Annotated in this window: 19 protein-coding genes; 10 read left to right on the forward strand and 9 right to left on the reverse strand. The window is 56.0% G+C overall.

What is annotated here, in order from left to right; all coding sequences use genetic code 11:
- The first annotated feature begins 9 nt into the window (after positions 1-9).
- Entirely contained in the window at positions 10-3240 is a 3231-nt protein-coding gene (gene carB / locus ACFOSS_RS03020; protein WP_377150543.1) for a carbamoyl-phosphate synthase large subunit, read from the forward strand.
- A gap of 85 nt (positions 3241-3325) precedes the next feature.
- On the opposite strand, the gene ACFOSS_RS03025 is transcribed toward carB, so the two are convergent.
- Both ACFOSS_RS03025 and ACFOSS_RS03030 read right to left on the reverse strand, forming a co-directional pair.
- A complete protein-coding gene (locus ACFOSS_RS03025) occupies positions 3326-3787 on the reverse strand; it encodes an LEA type 2 family protein (protein ID WP_377150544.1) in 462 nt (153 codons plus the stop codon).
- A gap of 20 nt (positions 3788-3807) precedes the next feature.
- Complete coding sequence (locus tag ACFOSS_RS03030) at positions 3808-4602, reverse strand: PhzF family phenazine biosynthesis protein (RefSeq protein ID WP_377150545.1); 795 nt, start codon at positions 4600-4602, stop codon at positions 3808-3810.
- 142 nt (positions 4603-4744) lie between these two features.
- Between ACFOSS_RS03030 and putP the strand changes: the two genes are divergently transcribed.
- Positions 4745-6268 carry a sodium/proline symporter PutP gene (gene putP, locus ACFOSS_RS03035; RefSeq protein WP_377150546.1) on the forward strand — a complete coding sequence of 508 codons (1524 nt, stop codon included), beginning with the start codon at positions 4745-4747 and terminating at the stop codon, positions 6266-6268.
- 234 nt (positions 6269-6502) lie between these two features.
- Positions 6503-7747, forward strand: coding sequence for a glucose-1-phosphate adenylyltransferase (gene glgC, locus ACFOSS_RS03040; protein WP_377150547.1), 1245 nt, complete (start codon positions 6503-6505; stop codon positions 7745-7747).
- Positions 7748-7909: 162 nt separating this feature from the next.
- On the opposite strand, the gene ACFOSS_RS03045 is transcribed toward glgC, so the two are convergent.
- A complete protein-coding gene (locus ACFOSS_RS03045; protein ID WP_377150548.1) occupies positions 7910-8533 on the reverse strand; it encodes a hypothetical protein in 624 nt (207 codons plus the stop codon).
- Positions 8534-8598: 65 nt separating this feature from the next.
- Here ACFOSS_RS03045 and ACFOSS_RS03050 point away from each other — a divergent pair, with 65 nt between their 5' ends.
- Entirely contained in the window at positions 8599-9258 is a 660-nt protein-coding gene (locus tag ACFOSS_RS03050) for a DUF2845 domain-containing protein (protein WP_377150549.1), read from the forward strand.
- Positions 9259-9296: 38 nt separating this feature from the next.
- Here the strand turns inward: ACFOSS_RS03050 and ACFOSS_RS03055 are convergent, their stop codons facing one another.
- Positions 9297-9506 carry a DUF1107 family protein gene (locus tag ACFOSS_RS03055; protein WP_377150550.1) on the reverse strand — a complete coding sequence of 70 codons (210 nt, stop codon included), beginning with the start codon at positions 9504-9506 and terminating at the stop codon, positions 9297-9299.
- A gap of 174 nt (positions 9507-9680) precedes the next feature.
- Here ACFOSS_RS03055 and ACFOSS_RS03060 point away from each other — a divergent pair, with 174 nt between their 5' ends.
- Positions 9681-11567 (forward strand): Na/Pi cotransporter family protein, encoded by a 1887-nt coding sequence (locus ACFOSS_RS03060; RefSeq protein WP_377150551.1) that lies wholly within the window; start codon positions 9681-9683, stop codon positions 11565-11567.
- A 144-nt stretch (positions 11568-11711) separates the two neighbouring features.
- Positions 11712-13184: an inorganic phosphate transporter gene (locus tag ACFOSS_RS03065; protein ID WP_377150552.1), complete on the forward strand. Its 1473-nt coding sequence runs from the start codon at positions 11712-11714 to the stop codon at positions 13182-13184.
- Positions 13185-13234: 50 nt separating this feature from the next.
- On the opposite strand, the gene ACFOSS_RS03070 is transcribed toward ACFOSS_RS03065, so the two are convergent.
- Positions 13235-13717 (reverse strand): GNAT family N-acetyltransferase, encoded by a 483-nt coding sequence (locus ACFOSS_RS03070; protein WP_377150553.1) that lies wholly within the window; start codon positions 13715-13717, stop codon positions 13235-13237.
- A gap of 83 nt (positions 13718-13800) precedes the next feature.
- Between ACFOSS_RS03070 and yfcD the strand changes: the two genes are divergently transcribed.
- Complete coding sequence (yfcD, locus tag ACFOSS_RS03075) at positions 13801-14301, forward strand: NUDIX hydrolase YfcD (RefSeq protein ID WP_377150554.1); 501 nt, start codon at positions 13801-13803, stop codon at positions 14299-14301.
- A gap of 38 nt (positions 14302-14339) precedes the next feature.
- On the opposite strand, the gene corA is transcribed toward yfcD, so the two are convergent.
- Complete coding sequence (gene corA / locus ACFOSS_RS03080) at positions 14340-15287, reverse strand: magnesium/cobalt transporter CorA (RefSeq protein ID WP_377150555.1); 948 nt, start codon at positions 15285-15287, stop codon at positions 14340-14342.
- A gap of 222 nt (positions 15288-15509) precedes the next feature.
- Here corA and ACFOSS_RS03085 point away from each other — a divergent pair, with 222 nt between their 5' ends.
- Complete coding sequence (locus ACFOSS_RS03085; RefSeq protein ID WP_377150556.1) at positions 15510-16136, forward strand: DUF922 domain-containing protein; 627 nt, start codon at positions 15510-15512, stop codon at positions 16134-16136.
- 51 nt (positions 16137-16187) lie between these two features.
- On the opposite strand, the gene mnmC is transcribed toward ACFOSS_RS03085, so the two are convergent.
- Positions 16188-18167 (reverse strand): bifunctional tRNA (5-methylaminomethyl-2-thiouridine)(34)-methyltransferase MnmD/FAD-dependent 5-carboxymethylaminomethyl-2-thiouridine(34) oxidoreductase MnmC, encoded by a 1980-nt coding sequence (mnmC, locus tag ACFOSS_RS03090; RefSeq protein ID WP_377150557.1) that lies wholly within the window; start codon positions 18165-18167, stop codon positions 16188-16190.
- 118 nt (positions 18168-18285) lie between these two features.
- Here mnmC and fabB point away from each other — a divergent pair, with 118 nt between their 5' ends.
- Positions 18286-19500: a beta-ketoacyl-ACP synthase I gene (gene fabB, locus ACFOSS_RS03095; protein ID WP_377150558.1), complete on the forward strand. Its 1215-nt coding sequence runs from the start codon at positions 18286-18288 to the stop codon at positions 19498-19500.
- A 301-nt stretch (positions 19501-19801) separates the two neighbouring features.
- Here the strand turns inward: fabB and ACFOSS_RS03100 are convergent, their stop codons facing one another.
- Positions 19802-21001, reverse strand: a complete 1200-nt coding sequence (locus ACFOSS_RS03100) for an HD-GYP domain-containing protein (RefSeq protein ID WP_377150559.1) — start codon at positions 20999-21001, stop codon at positions 19802-19804.
- A gap of 137 nt (positions 21002-21138) precedes the next feature.
- Here ACFOSS_RS03100 and rsuA point away from each other — a divergent pair, with 137 nt between their 5' ends.
- Positions 21139-21828 carry a 16S rRNA pseudouridine(516) synthase RsuA gene (gene rsuA, locus ACFOSS_RS03105; RefSeq protein ID WP_377150560.1) on the forward strand — a complete coding sequence of 230 codons (690 nt, stop codon included), beginning with the start codon at positions 21139-21141 and terminating at the stop codon, positions 21826-21828.
- Between the two features lie 20 nt (positions 21829-21848).
- Here the strand turns inward: rsuA and ACFOSS_RS03110 are convergent, their stop codons facing one another.
- Complete coding sequence (locus ACFOSS_RS03110) at positions 21849-22742, reverse strand: DMT family transporter (protein WP_377150561.1); 894 nt, start codon at positions 22740-22742, stop codon at positions 21849-21851.
- Between the last annotated feature and the right edge of the window lie 23 nt (positions 22743-22765).

The following is a 22765-nucleotide window of genomic DNA, read 5'->3' on the forward strand; positions in this document are numbered from 1 at the left end:
AGGGCTGCCATGCCAAAACGTACAGACATTAACAGCATCCTGATTCTGGGTGCCGGTCCCATCGTCATCGGTCAGGCGTGTGAGTTTGACTACTCTGGTGCCCAGGCCTGTAAGGCACTGCGCGAAGAGGGGTATCGCGTCATTCTGGTCAACTCCAACCCGGCGACCATCATGACGGATCCCGAGATGGCCGATGCCACTTATATCGAACCCATTACCTGGGAAGTGGTGCGCGAGATCATCAAGAAAGAGCGACCGGATGCCGTACTGCCGACCATGGGCGGCCAGACCGCGCTGAACTGTGCGCTCGATCTGGAGCGTCATGGTGTGTTGGCCGAATTCGGTGTCGAGATGATCGGTGCTACCGCCGATGCGATTGACAAGGCCGAAGATCGCCACCGCTTCGATCTGGCGATGCGTAGCATCGGTCTGGAGTGTCCACGTGCCGGCATCGCTCACAACATGGATGAAGCCTGGGATGTGCAACGCAAGGTGGGTTTCCCCTGCATCATCCGCCCGTCGTTCACCATGGGTGGCTCAGGCGGCGGTATTGCCTACAACCCGGAAGAGTTTGTCGAAATCTGCGAACGTGGTCTGGATCTCTCGCCGACCAAGGAGTTGCTGATCGACGAATCGCTGATCGGGTGGAAAGAGTACGAAATGGAAGTGGTGCGGGATCGTAACGACAACTGCATCATCGTCTGCTCAATTGAAAACTTTGACCCCATGGGGGTGCACACCGGTGACTCCATCACGGTCGCGCCAGCCCAGACGCTGACCGACAAGGAGTACCAGCTGATGCGGAACGCCTCCATGGCGGTACTGCGTGAAATCGGCGTGGAAACCGGTGGCTCCAACGTCCAGTTCGGTATCAATCCGAAGGATGGCCGCATGGTCATCATCGAGATGAACCCGCGGGTTTCCCGCTCCTCGGCACTGGCCTCCAAAGCGACCGGCTTCCCGATTGCCAAAGTCGCCGCCAAGCTGGCAGTGGGGTATACCCTGGATGAGCTGATGAACGACATCACCGGTGGCAAGACACCGGCCTCGTTCGAACCTTCTATCGACTATGTCGTTACCAAGGTGCCGCGCTTTAACTTCGAGAAGTTTGCCGGCGCCAACGATCGTTTGACGACCCAGATGAAGTCTGTGGGTGAAGTCATGGCAATTGGCCGTAACTTCCAGGAGTCGCTGCACAAGGCGCTGCGTGGTCTGGAAACCGGCAAGACCGGGTTTGATCCCATGGTCGATGCCAAGGATCCGGCCAGCTTCTCGCGGATCAGCCATGAGCTGCAAAACGCCGGTGCCGAGCGGATTTGGTACATCGGCGATGCGTTCCGTGCCGGCCTGTCGGTTGAAGGCATCTTCAAGCTGACCAAGATTGACCCCTGGTTCCTGGTGCAGATCGAAGAGATCATCAAGCTCGAAGATCAGGTGCGGGAAGGCGGCATGACTGGTTTGACGCCGGAAGTTCTGCGCCTGCTCAAGCGCAAAGGCTTTGCCGATGCCCGTCTGGCCAAGTTGCTGGGTGTCGGTGAAGGCGAGATCCGCAAGCTGCGCCACAAGCACGCTATCGTGCCGGTTTACAAGCGTGTCGATACTTGCGCCGCCGAGTTTGCCACCAACACCGCCTACATGTATTCCACCTATGATGAAGAGTGCGAAGCGGCACCGACCGATCGCCAGAAGATCATGGTGCTGGGTGGTGGTCCGAACCGTATCGGCCAGGGTATCGAGTTTGACTACTGCTGCGTACACGCCGCACTGGCACTGCGCGAAGACGGTTACGAGACCATCATGGTCAACTGTAACCCGGAAACCGTCTCCACTGACTACGACACCTCGGATCGTCTCTACTTCGAGCCGGTGACGCTGGAAGACGTGCTGGAAATCGTCCGTGTTGAACAGCCGAAGGGTGTCATTGTGCAGTACGGTGGCCAGACGCCACTGAAGCTGGCGCGTGCTCTGGAAGCCGCTGGCGTACCGATCATCGGTACCAGCCCGGACGCCATCGACCGCGCCGAAGACCGTGAACGCTTCCAGCAGGCGGTTGAGCGTCTTGGCCTGAAGCAACCGGAAAACGGCACTGTTACCACCATCGAGATGGCGGTGCAAACGGCGAACCGCATCACTTACCCGCTGGTCGTGCGTCCGTCCTACGTGCTGGGTGGCCGGGCGATGGAAATCGTCTATGACGAACAGGATCTGCGCCGCTACTTCAACGAGGCGGTCAGTGTCTCCAACGAATCACCGGTGCTGCTGGATCGTTTCCTCGATGACGCCACCGAGGTGGATGTCGATGCCATCTGTGACGGTGAGCAGGTGGTGATCGGCGGCATCATGGAGCACATCGAGCAGTGCGGTATTCACTCTGGTGACTCCGGCTGCTCGCTGCCGCCGTACACCCTGTCTGCAGACGTTCAGGATCGAATCCGCGAACAGGTACGCAAGCTGGCGATGGAGCTCGGCGTCATTGGACTGATGAACGTGCAGTTCGCGGTCAAGGATGACGAAATCTACCTGATTGAAGTCAACCCGCGTGCCGCCCGGACGGTACCGTTTGTCTCCAAGGCCACCGGTGCACCGCTGGCGAAGATCGCAGCACGCGTCATGGCTGGCCAGTCGCTGACCGAGCAGGGCTTCACCAAGGAGATCATCCCGCCGTTCTACTCGGTCAAGGAAGTAGTGCTGCCGTTCAACAAATTCCCGGGTGTCGATCCGTTGCTCGGCCCGGAAATGCGTTCTACCGGTGAAGTGATGGGGGTTGGTGACTCCTTCGCCGAAGCCTATGCCAAGGCGCAGCTGGGTGCCAACAGTGCCATTCCGCGTACTGGCCGCGTGCTGTTGTCGGTGCGCAATGGTGACAAGCAGCGGGTGGTCGATTTGGCTTCCAAGCTGATTGAGGCCGGTTTCGAGCTGGATGCGACACACGGCACGGCGGTGATCCTGGGTGAAGCCAGCATCAACCCGCGTCTGGTGAACAAGGTGCACGAAGGCCGCCCGCACATTCTCGACCGCATCAAGAATCGGGAGTACACCTATATCGTCAACACGGCTGAAGGTCGCCAGGCGATCGAGGACTCCAAGCAGCTACGCCGTGGTGCCTTGCAACACAAGGTCTCCTACACCACGACGTTGAATGCTGCGTTTGCCTGCTGCATGGCCATGCCGGTGGATGAAACCGCCAGTGTCAGCTCGGTACAAGAGCTGCACGCACGGGTTCAGGAGAGCCTGGTCTAAGCCTCCCCACTGCAGCGTGTCAACGTACACGTCATAAAGAAAAACCCGGCCGAGCCGGGTTTTTTTATGCCAGATGCATCCTGACTTAGCGCTTCCCAGCCGGCAGCGAGAGCGCGCCCTCTTTTTCAATCACCAGATCGGGTAACAGCGCGGCCAGATCGAGGCGTGCGGTGAATTTGTATCGCAGCTGGCTGATGTTCTGGCTCTGCAGTAGTTTCTGCGCCAGTCCCAGCGTGCCCAAGACATCCGGGGTGGCGGTCAGCGTCACATCGGCTTCGCCATAGGCGCGTAGTGTGGGCAACTTGCTGGCCACACCGCTGACTAACTGCTGGTCATCGATACTCAGCGTATAGCTGGCACCGCGCAACGACAGCGCCTGATCGTTCGGATTGGTCAGATGCAGATCGATGGCAAAATCCGGCAACATGCCTTTGCCCTGGATCGGGCGTACCGCGGTGACGGTGGCGTTAGGGGCCTTGAGTTGATTCAGGCTGCTGCAGGCGGCCAAAAGAACCAGCAGCGGTATTAAAATGAGACGGTAACGCATGGGATCTCCGTGCCAAGGGTTCAAGGTAACAACCATTCACCCCGGCTGAGGGTGACGGCCTGGCCAAAGAGTAACACTCGCTCTCCAGTCAGGTGAACCTCCATTTCGCCGCCGCGTGCGGACGCTTGCCATGCCATAAAACGGGTTTGCTGCAGGATGGGCTGCCAATAACTAGCCAAAATACCATGGTTGGAGCCGGTAACGGGGTCTTCATCCACGCCTACCCAAGGCGCGAAATAGCGCGATACGAAGTCATAGCCTGAGCGTGAGGCCCGGGCGGTGACCATGACGCCGCGCCCTTCGAGCTGGCGCAACGCGTTAAAGTCCGGCTGCAACGCCAGCACCTGTTCCTCGCTATCGACTTCGATAATCCACTTGCCATTGGCACTGCCGGTATAACGCGTCGCTGTGAGACCGAGTGCCGCAAGCAAGCCTGTGGGTAGTGTTATGGCTTGCGGCTTGGCAGCAGGAAAGTTGAGTTCAATGCCGTTATCACCGCGTCTGGCGGTCAATTCACCGCTGCGTGTGGCAAATCGCAATACCGGGTGCGGACAGTCAAGTTGTTGCCAGAGTACGTGGGCACTGGCCAGGGTTGCATGACCGCAGAGTTCGACCTCGGTCTGCGGAGTGAACCAACGCAACAGAAATAGATTCTCTTGCTGTGGAAAGACGAATGCCGTCTCTGACAGATTCATCTCGGCCGCAATAGCCTGGAGTGTCGTGTCAGGGAGTGGGGCAGATGCATAAAGCACCGCCGCAGGGTTACCGGCAAAGGGCTGAGCGGTAAAGGCGTCGACGTGAAATAACTGTGGCATCCGAGACTCCAAAATTTGATCGCACGCAGCAAAGAGGTAAATGAATGTCTTTTTTTCATTGACGTGGCGAACTAGCTCTTGTCGGTAGATTAATCCTTCAGCAAAATCAACCCTTCATATTATAAATTGAGGCAGGAAGCCGATGAATTTCTCTAATCCAACAACGATCACCTTCGTGGTTTACATCTTGGCCATGGTGGGGATCGGGTTCGCCGCGTGGCGTTATACTCGCAATCTATCAGACTATATCCTGGGTGGCCGCTCACTGGGCAGCTTCGTCACGGCAATGAGTGCCGGAGCGTCCGATATGAGTGGCTGGTTGTTGCTGGGGCTGCCCGGTGCCATCTTTGCGGCCGGGATATCCGAGAGCTGGATTGCCATCGGCCTGATTCTCGGCGCCTGGTTTAACTGGCTGTTTGTGGCCGGTAGGCTACGGGTCTACACCGAAATCAGCCACAATGCATTGACCCTGCCGGATTTTTTCACCCACCGTTTCGAGGATCGCAGTCGTTTGCTGCGCCTGTTCTCCGCCATCATTATCCTGCTGTTTTTCACCATCTATTGTGCTTCCGGCATGGTGGCGGGAGCGCGGTTGTTTGAGCAGACCTTCGGACTGGATTATCAGACTGCACTGTGGGCTGGGGCGCTGGCCACCATTGTCTATGTCTTTGTCGGTGGCTTCCTGGCGGTGAGCTGGACTGACACAGTGCAGGCAACGCTGATGATTTTTGCGCTGTTGCTGACGCCCGTTATGGTGATGGTCTCATTGGGCAGCTTTGATGAGAGCTTGCAAGCCATCGAGAGCATCAACTTAAGCTACACCGATATGTTCAGCGGCACGACGGGTATCGGTATCGTATCGCTGATGGCATGGGGGCTGGGCTACATGGGGCAACCGCATATCCTGGCCCGTTTCATGGCCGCCAATTCGGTACAGACGATCACCAAGGCTCGTCGCATCGGTATGACCTGGATGATCCTCTGCCTGGGCGGCGCCATTGCCGTCGGTTTTTTCGGTATTGCATTTTTTGCCGCTCACCCCGAACTGGCGGCGCCGGTGCAAGAAAATCGGGAGCGGGTGTTTATCACCTTGTCTCAGGTTCTGTTTAATCCGTGGATTGCCGGTATTTTGTTATCCGCCATTCTGGCCGCGGTGATGAGTACCCTGTCATGCCAGCTGTTGGTGTCGGCATCGGCGCTGACCGAGGACTTTTATAAGGCGTTTTTCCGTCCGCAAGCCGGGGAGCGGGAGCTGGTATGGTTTGGCCGTTGCATGGTGCTGCTGGTAGCGGTGATCGCTTTGGTGATCGCCCGCAATCCCGATAGTCAGGTGCTGGGGCTGGTGGGGTATGCCTGGGCTGGCTTTGGTGCGGCCTTCGGTCCTGTGGTGCTGTTTTCGGTACTCTGGGGGCGCATGACGCGTAACGGTGCGCTGGTCGGCATGATTGTCGGGGCTGTGACCGTCATCGTCTGGCGCAATGGCGCCTGGTGGGGGCTGTATGAAATGGTGCCGGGTTTCATGTTGGCTTCTCTTGGTATCGTCGTGGTCAGTCTGTTGGATAAGGCACCCGCGGCTTCGATACAACATGCCTTTACTCTGATGGAACGCGAGATGGCCGGTGAAGATCTGACGGTTGTCAGTCAGGCACCGGAATCGGTGAGTTGAGGTCAGCAAATAATCGCGGGTCAATGTACAAAGGCAGCACTATGGCTGCCTTTGTTTTATCCGTGACAAGGCAGATTATAGGCACAGCGTAACAAAGTGAAACCGATCCCTCTGTAGCTGGTAAAACTGGATCCAGTTAGCAGAATCGACATCTTGCTGCGGTAGACTCGGAGTGGTCTTGATACCGTTTTCAAGGCATTCTTGGCACGATAACTAAGCACAAGGGATTACATAATGACAGCTATCAACCCTACATCCCGTAAAACTATCGCTATGGTGTTGGCTGGCGGCAAAGGTGAGCGCTTAAGCCCACTGACGCTGTCCCGTCCTAAGCCAGGCGTATCATTTGGCGGGAAATACAAAATCATCGATTTTGTGCTCAGCAATTTCTTCAATTCGAACATCAAAAATGTTTATGTCCTGACACAGTACAAGTCCTATCAACTCAATAAGCATATTCGGGACTCATGGGATAAATGGACCGGATGGGATGAGCATTTCGAAGCCATCTCTCCTGAAACCAACAGTGATGGTGAGGAGTGGTTTAAAGGCACTGCGGATGCGATCGGCCACTACTTGCGATTTGTTGAAGACTCAGATGCCGATTATGTGGCGGTGTTTGGCGGGGACCATATTTACAAGATGGATATTCGCCAGATGATCGACTTCCACAGTGCTCACCAGGCGGACATCACGATTGCCTCGCTGGAAGTACCACAGGCCGAAGCCCGGCGTTTTGGGGTGTTCAGTGTCGACGAGCAGGGGCGTGTACTGGAGTTCGCTGAAAAACCCGAACAGCCCCAGTGTATTCCCGGGCGGGATACCTGTTTCGCTTCCATGGGCAACTACATCTTCTCTCGGCAAAAGCTGATTCAGATGATTAAGGAAGGCAAAAAGCGCTATGCCGATCTCGACTTTGGCAAACATGTGATCCCCATGATGTTGGCGCAGGGCGATGCCGTATATGCCTATAACTTTAATGAAAATCTGATTCCGGACATGACGCCTGAGGAAAAAGGCTACTGGAAGGATGTCGGCACGCTGGATTCTTACTACGAGGCCAACATGGATCTGGTTGCCGTGTCTCCTCAATTGAATTTGTACAACTATCGTTGGCCGATCCTGACCAAACCGAGCAATCTTCCGCCGGCCAAGACGGTGTTTGATGATGATGATCGTCGCGGACAATGCCTGGACTCTTATGTTTGCGGGGGGTGTGTCATCAGTGGTGGCACGGTACGGCGTTCGGTACTGGGGCAACGTTGTCGCATCAACAGCTTTTCGGTAGTCGAGGATTCGATACTGCTTGAAGGGGTGAATGTGGGCCGTGGTGCGCGCATTCGTCGCGCCATTATTGACGAAGGTGTGCAGATCGAGGACGGAGCCGTAATTGGCTATGACCGCGACGCAGACCAGAAAGCCGGCTACACCATCACTCAGGGGGGTATCGTGGTAGTCTCGGCCTGCAAGCGCGATTAGCGGCCAAACGCCAGGCCACGGCGAATCGCCATGCCAGGCTGCTGACGCGACGGGATTATTCAACCGCTAGCGTCATGGCCTGTTATCTTGGTGATGTGACAGAGTTAAGGCGCCATTGGCGCCTTAACTCATCAGCCACAGCAAATGCGTGGCTCGCGGCCATCAGGGTTGTAAAAAACTATGCTCTCTGCGGTAGAGAGCCAGCTGTTGCGGTCCATATCCTTTGAGACTGTCCAGCAGTTTGCTGATCACAGCCTCCTCTTTCTTTACAATTTTGTCGCTGTGCTGAATCGGAATGATGAGTTGGTCATGGTATTCAGAGCGATAAATTACCTCGGTCTGTAACTGGATGCGGATGTCGTCATTCCACATGGCGGTTTCGTATTGTACGGCCTTGAAGTTATCGCCCTGTTGCGCCTGAGCCTGATCGTTGATCTTGCGAATATCCTGCAGCACTTTTTCGACAGCCATCGGATAGAGGGCATCAGGTTGCGCATCGATTCTCAACAATTCGCTGTTATCTACTACGCGGGTGATCAGTAGATGAGATAACAGCTTTTCCTGATACACCAAACCTAGACGAGCGGCTCCGTCCGGAGTCGATGCCACATTCTGTTGTTGAATCCATCGGCTCCAATCCGGGAATTGGCAGAGCACAGTGATGACGATCAGGGCCAATGCGACCAGTAGGCCGCAGTTGCGCCAGGCAGGGGAAGTTTGAGCGTGTAGCTGGCGAGAAGGATGGGGCTCATGTGGCTGGCCTGGTTTGTCGTAAGGCATTTTCATCGGCACTAAAGTCTCCACAGACAAGAGAATGCAAATTAGATCAAGGTTTTAGACTAGCTTACCAGATGGCAGCGCCACTCGTTGAGCTGGCGTTCCCACAAAACAGGCTCAGCGTGAGGGGATTCCACCAGATTCAGCCACCTGTTGCCAAGTACGATACAGGCTCGGATCTCTCCTTCCGCCTCTTCCAGTGTAAAACTGGCACCGATTTGCTGACAGACCTGATACAGGTTCTGGCGGAGCAGCTCGACATTCATAATGCCTCCACTGGCGGCTGGTTTGATCTTTTATCGGCGTCGTTGACGGATTGTTTAGTGATTTCCGACAGCCGACTGCTGCGTGCCTGGCTGGATCGGATATGCTCAAAACAACAAGCAGATTGGGAGCAAGATCAGATGAGCCGCCAACATTACCAACGAGTTCTTCCTCTGTGGGCTGGCGTGTTACTGGCAGCCGCGCAGGTGAATCTGGCTGAAGCAGGGACACTGCGCTGCGGTAACTCATTGCTGACAGAAGGAGATAGCACCGCGAAATTATTGACCAAGTGTGGCAAGCCGATGCTCGTGGAGCCGTTGACCCGCACGGCGTATAGCCGTGATGGGGAGCTAACCCAGGTATCGGCAGGGGAAAGGTGGACGTACGATCGGGGGCGCGGCAGTTTCTACCTATTCGTGATGGTAGAAAACGGCATCATCCGCGCCATAGAGGATGGCCCCCGCAAGTGATGGGACCCGTTGCACATACGCGCAGGGCAGGTGCAGTCTCATGGACGAAACTGCCGGAGGTCACGGACTTGCCGGTTTATTTCGGCAATTGATCTCAGGCCGGTCGTGCCGAGGTGACTATCGTAGCAGACATGGCCGTTCTCAAAGCGGAAAGGCCCGCGCTCTTCAATGAAGAACATCCCTTGGTGAAAGGTTTTGACGTAACGAGCAATCTGTAGTGGATGAAACCACCTGAATACCTTGACCATGCTTTCCTCCCTCGAGCGTGATTGCCGACTGGCGAAGGCATGCTAATAGGCATTTATGGCAAAAATGTGGATCTCTGCTGACGCGCAGATGACATTCACGCGCTGTGCGTGACGCATCATTCCGTTCACCCGGATCAGACTAAGGTTAAGACAGCGGGTCTATGGGAGTTGCCTATGGAGTCTAAACCCCTGTTGTCGCATCGCGGTCGTGTCTGGCTGATGAGTCCTCTTGGCGCCCTGAACAGATGGATGGGGCAGCGAAGTCGCTGGCTAATCTTGGTCGGATCCCTGGTACTGCTGTGGTGGTTACAGCGAGCGGCCAACCTCAGTGCGATCGCAGCCGGCATTGCCATTTTTCTGTTTGGTCTCTTTTTTCTGGAGCAAGGTTTCTCTCAGCTGGCCTCCGTACGCTGGCGCAAAGGAATACGTCGCTGGACTTCATCCTTGCCCCATGCCGTTGGCTTCGGTGCCGTGGCTGCTGTGATGACGCAGTCCAGTGCGCTGGTGGGACTGCTGACACTCTCCTTTTTGTCAGCCCGAATGATCGAATTTGTCGCAGGAATTGGTATTTTGGCGGGAGCCACTATCGGTACCACCTCTGGTGGCTGGTTGTTGGCGGCGTGGGGATTGAAAGTCAGCATTGGACAGTATGCGCTGCCTCTGCTGGTCTTGGGCATGTTGCTCATTTCGATGCCGCGCTGGGGCACGCGCGGCATCGGCATGGTTATCTCTGGTGGCGGATTCCTGTTTCTGGGGATCGACTATATCCGCGGCGGCTTTACTGCCATCTCCAGCGTGCTGGTATTGCAGCAGTTGGCGCTACCCGGCTGGAACGGATTGATCCTGTGCGCGCTGGCGGGGATGCTGGTTACGCTGGTACTCCAATCGAGTCATGCCAGCCTGTTGCTGGTGATGGTCGCCCTCAATACCGGCCAACTCGATTATGACGTGGCCCTGGCGTTAACCCTTGGCATCAATGTTGGCGCCACATCTCCTGTTCTACTGGGGGCAATGAACTCATCGATAGAAGGCAAGCGACTGGCATGGCTCGATCTTGGCTTCAAGATGGTCACCATGCTGTTGTGTTTGGTCCTTTTCTACCCATTCCGCTGGTTCACTGATCGTCTGGGCGATCTCTGCGGTCTCGCCGAGTCGGAGCTCGCCTTGCGCCTGGCGTTGTACCATAGCTTGTTCAATTTGCTCGCAGTTAGCTGGATGTTGCCCTTGCGGCACAGGTTGACCATGTATTTGCAGCGCTGGTGGCCGGAACACAGGTCACGCGTCGCTGTACAGGCCCGTTATCTGGATCGGGTCGTGGCAGCACATCCGGCCACGGCAGAGCAGGCATTGCTGCGCGAGTTACTCCATCTTTTAATGCACTGTCAGGATACGACGGCGCGCGCCATGCTGGGGCTGTCGCGGCAAACCATGTTGGCGCATGCGGCCGTTCAGACGGTACGTCTGGGTGAGGATTTACCATCCGTCAGTCACCTCTATCAGCAAACGATCAAACCGCTATTTGGCGAAATCATTCGCTTTGCTGCCTTGTGCAAATCAACGATGACCCAGGAGCAGGGCGAACGTATCGATTCCTTAGTCGCCATTGCGCGCAGCATGACTGAGGCGGTTCGGCTGGAAAGACAACTTCAGGCCAACCTGCTAGAGGTGTTCGCTGCCGAGGATCCCCTATTGGTCCAACGCTATCGAGGATTGCAACACCGTCTGCTGTGGCTGCAACAGGCCATCCATGCATTGATGACCTCACAGGAGTTGCAGCCGCACTATCTCTCGCGTCTGGAGAGTATGGCTGCTCGCATCGATGTCGAGAGCAAACGTGACCGTGAAGACATCGAATGGTTGATCCGCAGCGATAAGCTGGACGCGATAGCGGCGGCAACCTTGATGCATGATGTGTTGACGTTACGTCGTCTGCAACGGCAGCAGATCAAGGCAACCCGTTGCCTGCTAACGACCATTTTTCAGCAACAAAATGGTAATTCATCACAACTGGTAGAGTGGTTGAATGCAGAGGAGCAATTGGGGCTCAAATTGGTGGCATGAGGAAATTGCAAGCATTTTGATAGAAAAACAGTCAATAAATGTCGCTTTTTTTAGGGGTTATTTATCCCTCGTCATCTTTCGTTAACAGAACTTTCTGTCATAATTCGCCGCGGTCAATTTCCGACTCTAACCTGTCCAATACATATGTTAGAAATGTTCACTGGCCTGAGTCCTGTACTCGGCATCAGTTTATTTTTGGCGTTATTGTTCGTACTTGCTTACGAATTCATTAACGGCTTCCATGACACCGCTAACGCTGTAGCCACTGTTATCTACACCAAAGCCATGCCGCCCCATATGGCGGTGGTGGCGTCCGGCATTTTCAATTTTGCCGGCGTCATGCTGGGTGGACTGGGGGTTGCGTACGCCATCGTTCACTTGCTCCCGGTCGACCTGTTGTTAAACGTCGCATCGACGCATGGGCTGGTCATGGTGTTCTCACTGCTGGCCTCGGCCATTTTATGGAATCTCGGTACCTGGTACTTGGGATTGCCGGCATCCAGTTCTCATACCCTGATCGGTGCGATACTGGGCGTGGGTGCCGCCAATGCATTCATAACCGGCATGCCGCTGAGCAGTGGTATCAATATTCAAAAAGCCATCGATATTATGTTGTCACTGATCATCTCTCCAACTGTCGGTCTGATTGTGGCGGGCTTGTTGTTGATGTTGGCCAAGCGCATCTGGGTAGGCAGTAAAATTCACAAGACGCCTGAAGAGCGTCAACTGGTTGATGGCAAAAAACACCCGCCGTTCTGGACGCGGTTTACACTGATTGCCTCAGCAATGGGGGTCAGTTTTGTTCATGGTTCTAACGATGGCCAAAAGGGCATCGGCATGATCATGCTGGTTCTGATCGGCGTTGTGCCTGGCGCCTTTGTCGTCAATCTGGAAAGCACGGCATACCAAATTGCCCGCACTCGAGATGCTGCCCTGCATATGCAGACCTTCTACGAGCAGAGCCAAGACAAGCTCTCCGAGTTGATGGTGCTGGGTAAGGATGCCAACCATACACTGCCGCCTATTTTCAAATGCGACACCAAGCAGACGGTGGCTGAGATCCAGACTCTGGCCTCGCGGCTCGAGAACATCACCCATTACAATCAGCTGGATGTAGACGGTCGCCGTCAGGTGCGCCGCCTGCTGCTGTGTATTGACGACACCGCCAAGAAAGTCAGCAAGATGCCGTTTATCTCCGCGAAAGAGAAAGACGATCTGTCTCGTTTGCGCAAGGATCTGACTCTGACGACTGAATACGCCCCGACCTGGGTGATTGTGGCGGTCGCCCTGGCGCTTGGCGTCGGGACCATGATCGGTTGGAAACGTATTGTGCTGACGGTCGGTGAGAAAATCGGCCAAAAGGGCATGACCTACTCGCAAGGGATGGCCGCGCAAATCACGGCTGCTGCCGCTATCGGTATCGCCAGCGTCACCGGCATGCCGGTCTCGACCACGCACGTTTTGTCATCGGCCGTAGCCGGCACCATGGTGGCTAACCGCTCCGGACTGCAGTCTGGTACCGTCAAGAACATACTGCTGGCCTGGGTGCTGACATTGCCGGCGACCATACTGCTGGCAGGTGGCATGTTCTACGGGCTGATTAAGTTGTTCAGCTAAATACAAGAACCGGGCGAATGCCCGGTTTTTTTATCTCTCGTCGCCGCCGGTCAGGCGGTTCGATGTTGCATGTAGACGGCGTTTGGACCGTACGCGGAGAGGTCCTTGTCGCATGCACGGGGTACAAACTGGTAGCGTCTCCAGTATCTGTCTGCGCCCTGGACGGCCACCAGTGCCACGGTAGACATGCCGGCCTGGTGTGCCTTGTGTTGTAGATGGGCCATAAAGCGTCTGGCGATCCCCCGTCCCTGCGCGCGTGGCGAGACCACCATGTCGTGTAGATAGAGTCCCTGGTGGCCGGCTGGCTGCGGATAAATGCGGTAAAGACTGGCCGGCTCATCTGCTAGCCATGGATGGGCGAGGCAGTAGCCGACAACTTCATCGTCCAGACAGGCGACAAGACAGGTGTCAGGGCCGAGTTTTGTTTTGGATTGCAGTACCGCTTCACTCTCGGGGGCGAGTGCGTGATAGGCTTCTTGCTGCAGTTGCAGTATGACAGGCCAGTCGGCCGTTCGAATAGCGCGGATCAACATGAGAACAAGGGGCTTGCGCGATGAATAACGGACGGACAGGGTAACAAAATGCGCATGCGAGCGCCAAATATGAGGAATTTGGTATGAGTGATGAAGAGTGGGTCGACTGGGTGGATGGCGACAACAGGGTCATCATGGCGGTACCCCGCAGTCGTATGCGTCGTGAGCGACTCCCCCACAGGGCGAGTTATATCTTCATCAGCGATGCGGGCGGTTTGCTGTATGTGCAACGGCGAACCCAGAGCAAGGACTATTGCCCGGGCATGCTGGATGCGTGCTGTGGTGGAGTCGTTCAGGCGACAGAGCCGATCTTGGCCAGTGCATTACGCGAGCTGGAGGAGGAGATGGGCATTCGCAATATCCCACTGACGTCGTGGGGCGATGCCTGGTTGGCGGATACGGATAATCAGGTGTGGGGGAGTCTGTTCAGCTGCCAGTATGAAGGTCAGCTGGTACTGCAGCAGAGTGAAGTCGAGTATGTGGTGATGATGAGCGAGGCGGAGATCATGTCACGTTCCGCTGAATTCACACCAGATTCGATCGCAGCATTACGAGTCTGGCAGCAGCGGCGCAGCAAGCTATGAGACAAAAGGGCCAGCAGTGCTGGCCCCAGGTGCGTGGTTTACAACCAGCCTTTGCGTTTGAAGAAGTAGTAAGTACAGAACGCCGAGAACAGCATCAAGCCGATGGAGAATGGATACCCAAACCACCAGTGCAGCTCAGGCATTTCGTCAAAATTCATACCATAGATACTGGCAATCCAGGTCGGAGGCAGGAACACCACGGCGGCAACCGAGAAGATCTTGATGACCTTGTTTTGCTGCAGGTTGGTGAAGCCCATCGCCGCTTCGAGTTGGAAGTTGATCTTGTCGAACAAGAACTGAGTGTGGGGTAACAGCGATTCGATATCGTGCAGGACCTCATCAATCGTCTTCTTCTGTTCAGTCGTCAACTGCTGGCGGACCGTTCGCCGCAAGAAACGCAAGGCGCGCCGGGTATCGTGCAGCGCCAGGCGGATTTGACTGTTGGTTTCCTCTTGCGACATCAACTCCTGCAACATCGCATGGATTTCATCGTCATTGAGAACCTGTTCCGACGTCTCTTCAAGGGTGGTGTAACCATCCTCGATCAGATCGGACAAGTATTCGACCTTCAAATCCTGCAACTCGAGCAGAATGTCCATGGCATTTTCAATTTCGACCCGGTCGTGGCGCATGTAATGACGCAATAGACGTACCACGCCGATGTCTTCTTCGCGGAAGCTGATCAGCAGGTTGTTGCGCAGCGTAAATGACATATTCACACCACGGGTCTCGCCACCGATCCGTTGCGGGAACAGTGACAAAATATGTAGCCCATCAGAGTCCCAATAAAACCGGGCGGAAGCCTCGATCTCGTCGAGCTCTTCTTCCTCTGGTACATCTTCCAGAAAGAGACCACTTAGCCAGTCACGCTCGTCGTCATCCGGTTTATAGGCATCCAGCCAGATGGTATTGGGCGGCAATACATCACTGGTGGTGAGTGGAATCACCTCCAGGATCTTGTTATTCAGCATGTAAGCGGTGATCATTGAGTCCCCTTGTTGCTTCCGAAGGCGGGGTGGTTTTTGCCAGTCGCACTATACGCGCCCTCGTGGGCATTGTCAGGTGCGAGCCGGCGACAACCTGAAAAAAATCATTCGGATGCCGATGTTTGATTCTGGACTCACCGATTGTAGATCACAGATTCGAACTCAATTGTGAACGGCTGATGTATTCTTGCCGCAGCCATGGGTAACCTCTTGGGCATGATAATGATCTTTTTATCTCAGTTTATGAAAAAGGGATGGCGGCTACTGCTGGTATTGGGGCTGGCTCATGGCGATATGGCATGGGCCGCGGACACCTATTCAAATGTCAAAATCACCCCGCAAAGCCAGATCAGCATGCATTTTTATGATATTCAGGCCGATACCGCTCCCGGACTCAAACAACAACTAATGGCCAGTGCCCCGCAAGTGGCGCCAGGTAAGCGGGCTATCGGCAAGGCGGTATATCAATTGAGCTGGCAACTGGATGCCAGTCAACAACCGCAAGGGTGCCAGCTTTATGGCGTCCAGGTGACGACAAAAGTGGAGCTGATACTGCCGAACTGGCTGCAGTTGGCGACGATGCCTGCGGATGCCCAAGCCAGTTGGAACACGTTTTTGGGCGCCATGCAGGAATATGAAGGCAAACACAAGGCCATCATAAAGCAAGCGGCGCTGGCCATCGGAGATGGCTTGGCTACCCTGCCAGTCAATACTTCCTGTCAGGCACTGCGTGTCGAAGCGGACAGGCTAGGGGAGATGAAGATCCGCGAGGCGCAGGAGCAGGCTCGTCGATATCAGAGTGAAACCGGCAATGGGCGCTACATGGGGGTTGCCTACCCGAACCTGTGATGGAAGCGCACAAAGTTAAAGGGACGCCTGTTGTTCCTTTATCGTTGGCGCTTAGCGCGAGGCAATGCCCGTTTTTGCCTTGTCTGTGTCAAACCGTGTCGGCGCCAGAGCGTGTTGCAACTCGGGTGCGAGGGGCAAGGGCTCACGGCAGATTGCACTGGCAAGGTATTCGGCCAACAGTGGCGCGGAGCAGAGTCCTCGTGAGCCGAGCGCACCGAAAAGCCACAAATTCAGCGGCTTCCCCTCCTTATCGGGAATGGACAGTGCACCTGCGACAGGCAGGTGATCACGGGTTGCGGCGCGCAGACCGACACGTCCTTGAGCCGCTGGCTGCAGCGTCATTGTCCAGGGCTGAGTCGGCAGGCTCTGCTGTAATCGTTGCAGGTTGCTGCTGTGTTCTTCTGCACGCTCGGCCAGATCGGTGTCATTGCGGCCATAGCTGGCCCCCAGACAATGCTGACCTGCGTTATCCGCGGGTGTCAGATAACCATCGGCACATAATACGCGCCTTAGTTGCAATAATTCGGTCGTGGTTTCCAGGTGGCTGACTTGTCCGCGTACCGGGTAGATGGGAAGCCGACGCTCAGGCAACAGATCCGGCAAGGTGTGGCCGCTGGCGAGGACCAGCGCCAGCGTCGTAATCGTCTCGCCAGAGGCGAGGTGCAGCTGCCATCCCGCCTCCGTTGGCATCATCCTGTCCACACGGCACTCGGTGCGCAATGTCGCCAGGCCTGTCTGGTCGATCTGGCGCCACATTGCCTGTGCCAGACCGGCCGGTGCCAACCAGCCACCATCGGGGTAGAACAGGCTGGCGGTGGCGTTCCAGTCATTGCCAAGCGGTAGCCCGGCCAACCGATCGCGTTCATCGCTGCTCACCGCCTGAACCAGGTCGGTCGGAAAATCTGCCGCCGACAGCCGTTGCAGCTTTTTCTGGCTGCGAGCATCGCTGGCAAACTGGATAACACCACACCAGTCATGGGCTACGGGGTGTCGAGTAAACAGCTGTTGATAAAAACGGCGGGCAAAGCCGAAGGCGGGCGCATAGAAACGGGATAAGCGGTCGTGATCCGCGTTGAGCAGGGGATACAGCGCGCCTTGACGGTTGCCGGAAGCGCCCTGTGCCAGGCTGGCGTCGGCACACAACAGTTCGACATGTACGCCGCGGCGTGTCAAACACCATGCCAGTGCCAGGCTGGCCATGCCGCCGCCAATCAGCGTGATGCGGTCAGGCTTAGTCACGCTGGCAGGCGGCATGTCGTCACCAGCTTCCATGGGCCGGGGCTGACGGATACCACGTAACATTTCCCGTTTGTTGCCATGTCCCTTGACTTTTTGCATGGCAAATCCGGCCGCCTGCAAGCCGCGGCGCACGAAGCCGGCACAGGTGAAGGTTGCAATTGTGGCGTTATTGCGGGCCAGACGGGCCAGTCCGGCAAACAGCTGCTCGGTCCACATTTCGGGATTTTTGCTGGGGGCAAACCCATCGAGAAACCAGGCATCGATGACGCCCTGTTGCGCATTACCGCTGACTTGAGGCAGCGTATCCTTGATGTCGCCGAGCCAGAGATCGAGTGTCACGCGCCCCTCGTCAAGCAGGAGACGGTGACAACCGGCAAGCAAATGGGGGTAGTGGCGCAGCAGTTCGCTGCTCACATCGGCCAGTTCAGGCCAATGTGTCAGTGCCTGTTGTAGATCGGCCCGCGTGAGCGGATATTTCTCGAAGCTGATAAAATGAAGTCGTCTGGCTCCGCTCGACGCGCTATGCAGGTGTTCGCGAAATGCATGCCAGATAGCCAGGAAGTTTAATCCCGTGCCGAAGCCTGTTTCGCCGATGACAAACAGGTCGCTATCGTGCTGGCCGAGTCGTTCCGGCAGGCCATTTTGTGTCAGAAAGACGTAACGGGTTTCTGCTAGACCATTGTCATTGGAGAAATAGACGTCACCAAAAGCACTGGAGACCGGAGTTCCGACATCGTTCCACTCCAGTTGGGCTGATGCGATGGCGTTAGGGACGGGGGAAGCTGATGACACGCAGACCTCGACATAAATCACAGATGCAGTCGCTATTTTACGTGAAAGCAGACCAGTTTTGCAGGCTGGTCGGAGTACACTAGGCGGCGACATTCTGTATCTATTTGGAATTCATTCGATGAGAAGAGCAGTTATTACCGGTATTGGTATTGTCTCCAGCATTGGCAACAATGTTGCCGAGGTGCTGGCCGCGCTGAAAGCCGGCAAGTCCGGTATCACTTATTCCGAACAGTTCGAACAGATGGGCCTGCGCTCCCGCGTTTGGGGCAACATCAAGATGGACGTGTCCGAACTGATTGACCGTAAGGTCCTGCGTTTCATGGGCGAAGCCGCGGCTTATGCCTATCTCTCCATGCAGCAGGCGATCGCCGATGCGGGTCTGGCCGAGGATCAGGTATCCAATGACCGGACCGGTCTGGTTGTCGGCTCAGGTGGCGCCTCCTCCAAAAACCAACTGGAAGCTTGCGATACGCTGCGTGAGAAGGGTGTGCGTCGTGTGGGGCCGTACATGGTTACCCGCACCATGTCCTCAACAACCTCGGCCTGCCTGGCGACGCCGTTCAAGATCAAGGGCATCAACTACTCGCTGAGCTCGGCCTGTGCCACCTCGGCTCACTGTATCGGCCACGCTGTCGAGCAGATCCAGCTCGGCAAGCAGGACATCGTGTTTGCCGGTGGTGGCGAAGAGCTGGATTGGACGATGGCCTGTCTGTTTGATGGTATGGGCGCGCTGTCCAGCAAGTACAATGAAACACCTGAGCTGGCCTCGCGCACTTATGATGCGGAGCGTGATGGCTTTGTCATCTCCGGTGGTGCCGGTATCGTCGTCGTTGAAGAGCTGGAACATGCCCTGGCCCGTGGCGCCAAGATTTATGCCGAAGTCACCGGGTATGGTGCCACGTCGGATGGTTATGACATGGTTGCCCCGTCTGGTGAAGGCGCCGCCCGATGCATGCGTCAGGCGATGGCCACCGTTCAGGGACCGATTGACTATTTGAACACCCATGGCACGTCAACTCCGGTCGGTGATGTCAAGGAGCTTGAAGCGTTGCGTGCGGTGTTTGGTGATAAGGCGCCGGCACTTTCTGCCACCAAGGCGATGACCGGGCACGCACTGGGTGCAGCGGGTGTCCACGAAGCGATCTATTCACTGCTGATGATGGAGCATGGCTTCATGGCGCCGAGCATCAACATAGAGCAGGAAGATGAATTGGCTGTAGGCTTGCCGATCGTCAAGCAGTATCAAGAGGCCGAGCTGAACAACGTGATGTCCAACAGCTTTGGTTTTGGTGGCACCAATGCCACCTTGGTATTTAGCAAATACAAGGGCTAATCTCTCCAGCGTGGATTGTCCGGTAAATAAACCCCGCTTCGGCGGGGTTTATTTTTATCCGCGGCAGCGTGGCAGCAATCAATCATCCAATTGCGGTTTTATATTCCTGTTTCAATGCAGGGGTAAATTATTTTTTCTTTATAAAACAGATGGATGAGAAACACTGTTCGGCAGATATAATATTCTTGCCAAGTCGCTCTTTCCCCAAATTAACCCAAAGGTCTCGCTGCAGGAAATACTGGGCGGGATAGGCGTGCAAGGATGAAAATATCCCTGTCATCGTTGACAGGGATCTCTGTTCTTACGCCAGATAGCGGCTCATGTCGATGCCGAAACTCTTGGGATCGACGACGCCTTCTATCGTCTCGTTGACCCCGGGACGAGCCAAATCCAGCAGTTTGACCTCAAGGTGGTGCTGGCCGATGGTGCTGTAGATGACCTTGACCTTGGGTTGCAGTGGCGCCTGCTCATTGCGCTCGACGACAATCGCCAGCTTGCCGCTTTGCAGCTTGACCAGGGTACCGACCGGATGGATCCCCATGCATTTGATGAATTTGCGGACCAGCTCTTCATCAAATTGGCTTCCAGCACCCTGTAACAGGATACGAAACGCTGCCGTAGCCGGCATGCCAGCCTTGTAGCAGCGATCAGCCGTCAACGCATCATAGACATCGACGATGGTACTCATGCGGGCATACAGGTTCAGGCGTTCGCCTTCAAGGCCATGTGGGTAGCCCTTGCCGTCGAGGCGTTCATGATGGCAAGCGGCGACCGTCATCATTACCGGTGTGATGCCTTTGGACTCTTTGAGGATGCTGATGCTGTGATTGACGTGACTCTTCATGATGATGAATTCATCTTCAGTCAGGCGTCCGGGTTTGTGCAGGATATGGTCGGGGATCATGATCTTGCCAGTATCGTGCAGTAACCCGCCGATGGTCAGCTCGCGCAGCACTGGTCGTTCGAGCTCGAGAAAACGGCCAAAGTTGGCGAGCAGCATGCCAACATTCAGCGAATGCTCCATCAGGTAACTGTCTTTCTCGCGGATACGGGCCAGGCAAAACAGCGCGTCCCGGTTCTCAAAGATAGAGTCGACCAGCTCGTCGGCAATGGCTTCGAGCTCATCGACCTGCACCGGCTCACCGCGCTTGAGATTGTGGAACAGCTTGTTTTGCATCGTCTTCGCCTCCTGGTAAAGGCGGCGGATGCGGATCTCCTGGCGAGGACGGTTATCGCGTTCAGGTTGGGGCGTGTCGATGGCTGTGTCCGGGCTGGCGTGATTCGGACTATCGGCGGCGGCCAGCGTTTTGCTCGGGTCAATCCAGACGCTGAGCACACCGAGGTTCATCAACTCTTCGAGCTGGCGGTGCTGGGTGATGCGCCCGGAGCGTTTGATCTCGTTCTGCTGACGCTGCTGGCCGATGGCGACCACATACATGCCAATTCGCAGATCTTGTACGGCAACCAGTTGCGGGGAGCTGAGCTTTTTTTCTTCGGTCATGGTGACACTTTATCTTTATCTACGGCTCAGATGATTTTCGCCCAGACCGCGCGGCTTGTCAGCTACATAAAGTAGCATCGCTATCACTCTTTACTGCAGTTGCCTATAATGTGCCACTTTTAGTGCAGGAGAGTGATATGAGGCTGGATCGTTTTTTAACCGAGAGTCTGGGGATCAGCCGATCCCAGGCCGGCAAGTTGATTCGGGCTGCCGAAGTATTGGTTAATCAACTGCCGGTACGCAATGCGGCGCACCATATCACCGAGGCTGATACTGTCGAGGTTGCTGGCCAGCAATTACAGATCATGGGGCCGCGCTATTTCATGTTGCACAAGCCAGAAGGCTATGTTTGCTCGAATGAGGATCCGGATCATCCGACGGTATTCTTCTTGCTCGACGAGCCGGCCATCGGCAAGTTGCACTGTGTTGGGCGACTGGATCTGGATACCACCGGGCTGGTGTTACTCACCGATGATGGACAGTGGTCGCATCGCATTACATCGCCGCGCCGCGAGTGTGCCAAGACCTATCGCGTCTGGTTGGCCGACCCGGTCGCAGCGGACACTGCGGCGCAGTTTGCCGCCGGAGTGCAGTTGCGTGGCGAGAAAAATCTGACCCGACCGGCGGAATTACAGTTGGTCAGTGACACGGAAGCACTCTTGACGATCCATGAAGGCAAATACCACCAAGTCAAACGCATGTTCGCCGCAGTTGGCAATAAGGTGGTGAGATTGCATCGAGAACAGATCGGTGCCGTCAGCCTCGACCCGCAGTTAGCGCCTGGTGATTATCGTCTGCTGACCCGCGAGGAGATCGCCGCGTTCTGATTTGCGGCGAGCGGCCTCACTCAGTGTCCGGCGACGGCGATCAGTGCGGTTCCGCCAACTACGGCGGCAGCAGCCAGCCAGGCGCTGTTGGCCGGCCGCTGCCTGGTGTAGAGCCACAGCAGTGGTAGCATCATCACCGGTGAGGTAGACGAGAGAATGGCCACCATACCGACATCGCCGTAGCGCAATGCGGTCATGATCAGCGTCATACCCAGAGCCATGGCCAGAAAGCCGTTCGTCGCGACGATACCCAATATTCGCCAGGTAATCGGCTGACGCGGACGGGCAATGGCCGTGCCACTGGCCCGTAGCAACAGGTGCGCGCCCAGCGCTGCGGCCATCCTGACGGCAGAGGCGGCGACAGGATCGACGGCGGTGATCATCACGGGTTTGGCAATCAGGGTGCCGATAGACTGGCAGAGGCCAGCCAGCAGTCCCAACGCGATGGCTGGTAACAAGGGCCCTCTGGTTATCTCCAATGTGCGTTGCCGGTCGCGGCGAGAGAAGGCGATGGCGATGCTGACACCACTCATCACCAGTATTGCTCCCAGCAGGCGCTGGCCCGTCAGGTATTCAGCAAACAGCCAGGCGCCGAAGAGCGCTGAAAAAAGCGCATGGCTGGCAAATAGCAGCCCGGCACGACGGGGACCGAGACGATTGAGTGCTCCGTAAAGTGCGGTATCGCCGATAAATATGCCGATGAGTCCGGAGCCTGCCATCAACAGCCACTGATGGCCATTGAGAGATGAAAAGCCGTTGTTGAACAGCGCAGCTGAGCCCAGCATCAGTGTGACACAGGCCATTCGCCAACGGCTGAAGGCAAAGGCGCCGAGATGCTCTGCCGGTCGGACTGAGAGCAGGCCGGCGATCGCCCACAGCAGGGCGGCCACCATGGCCAGCCATTCGTAATGCATAAGGTTGCCTTATCAAAAAATCG

This window comes from Pseudaeromonas sharmana (assembly GCF_042649925.1).
In the GTDB taxonomy this organism is placed as follows: domain Bacteria; phylum Pseudomonadota; class Gammaproteobacteria; order Enterobacterales; family Aeromonadaceae; genus Pseudaeromonas; species Pseudaeromonas sharmana.

Bases quoted from the DNA above. Each gene is read 5' to 3' on its own strand.
- carB (WP_377150543.1), top strand. From the start codon at position 10: ATGCCAAAACGTACAGACATTAACAGCATCCTGATTCTGGGTGCCGGT.
- ACFOSS_RS03025 (WP_377150544.1), bottom strand. From the start codon at position 3,787: ATGCGTTACCGTCTCATTTTAATACCGCTGCTGGTTCTTTTGGCCGCC.
- ACFOSS_RS03030 (WP_377150545.1), bottom strand. From the start codon at position 4,602: ATGCCACAGTTATTTCACGTCGACGCCTTTACCGCTCAGCCCTTTGCC.
- putP (WP_377150546.1), top strand. From the start codon at position 4,745: ATGAATTTCTCTAATCCAACAACGATCACCTTCGTGGTTTACATCTTG.
- glgC (WP_377150547.1), top strand. From the start codon at position 6,503: ATGACAGCTATCAACCCTACATCCCGTAAAACTATCGCTATGGTGTTG.
- ACFOSS_RS03045 (WP_377150548.1), bottom strand. From the start codon at position 8,533: ATGAAAATGCCTTACGACAAACCAGGCCAGCCACATGAGCCCCATCCT.
- ACFOSS_RS03050 (WP_377150549.1), top strand. From the start codon at position 8,599: ATGGCAGCGCCACTCGTTGAGCTGGCGTTCCCACAAAACAGGCTCAGC.
- ACFOSS_RS03055 (WP_377150550.1), bottom strand. From the start codon at position 9,506: ATGGTCAAGGTATTCAGGTGGTTTCATCCACTACAGATTGCTCGTTAC.
- ACFOSS_RS03060 (WP_377150551.1), top strand. From the start codon at position 9,681: ATGGAGTCTAAACCCCTGTTGTCGCATCGCGGTCGTGTCTGGCTGATG.
- ACFOSS_RS03065 (WP_377150552.1), top strand. From the start codon at position 11,712: ATGTTAGAAATGTTCACTGGCCTGAGTCCTGTACTCGGCATCAGTTTA.
- ACFOSS_RS03070 (WP_377150553.1), bottom strand. From the start codon at position 13,717: ATGTTGATCCGCGCTATTCGAACGGCCGACTGGCCTGTCATACTGCAA.
- yfcD (WP_377150554.1), top strand. From the start codon at position 13,801: ATGAGTGATGAAGAGTGGGTCGACTGGGTGGATGGCGACAACAGGGTC.
- corA (WP_377150555.1), bottom strand. From the start codon at position 15,287: ATGATCACCGCTTACATGCTGAATAACAAGATCCTGGAGGTGATTCCA.
- ACFOSS_RS03085 (WP_377150556.1), top strand. From the start codon at position 15,510: ATGATCTTTTTATCTCAGTTTATGAAAAAGGGATGGCGGCTACTGCTG.
- fabB (WP_377150558.1), top strand. From the start codon at position 18,286: ATGAGAAGAGCAGTTATTACCGGTATTGGTATTGTCTCCAGCATTGGC.
- ACFOSS_RS03100 (WP_377150559.1), bottom strand. From the start codon at position 21,001: ATGACCGAAGAAAAAAAGCTCAGCTCCCCGCAACTGGTTGCCGTACAA.
- rsuA (WP_377150560.1), top strand. From the start codon at position 21,139: ATGAGGCTGGATCGTTTTTTAACCGAGAGTCTGGGGATCAGCCGATCC.
- ACFOSS_RS03110 (WP_377150561.1), bottom strand. From the start codon at position 22,742: ATGCATTACGAATGGCTGGCCATGGTGGCCGCCCTGCTGTGGGCGATC.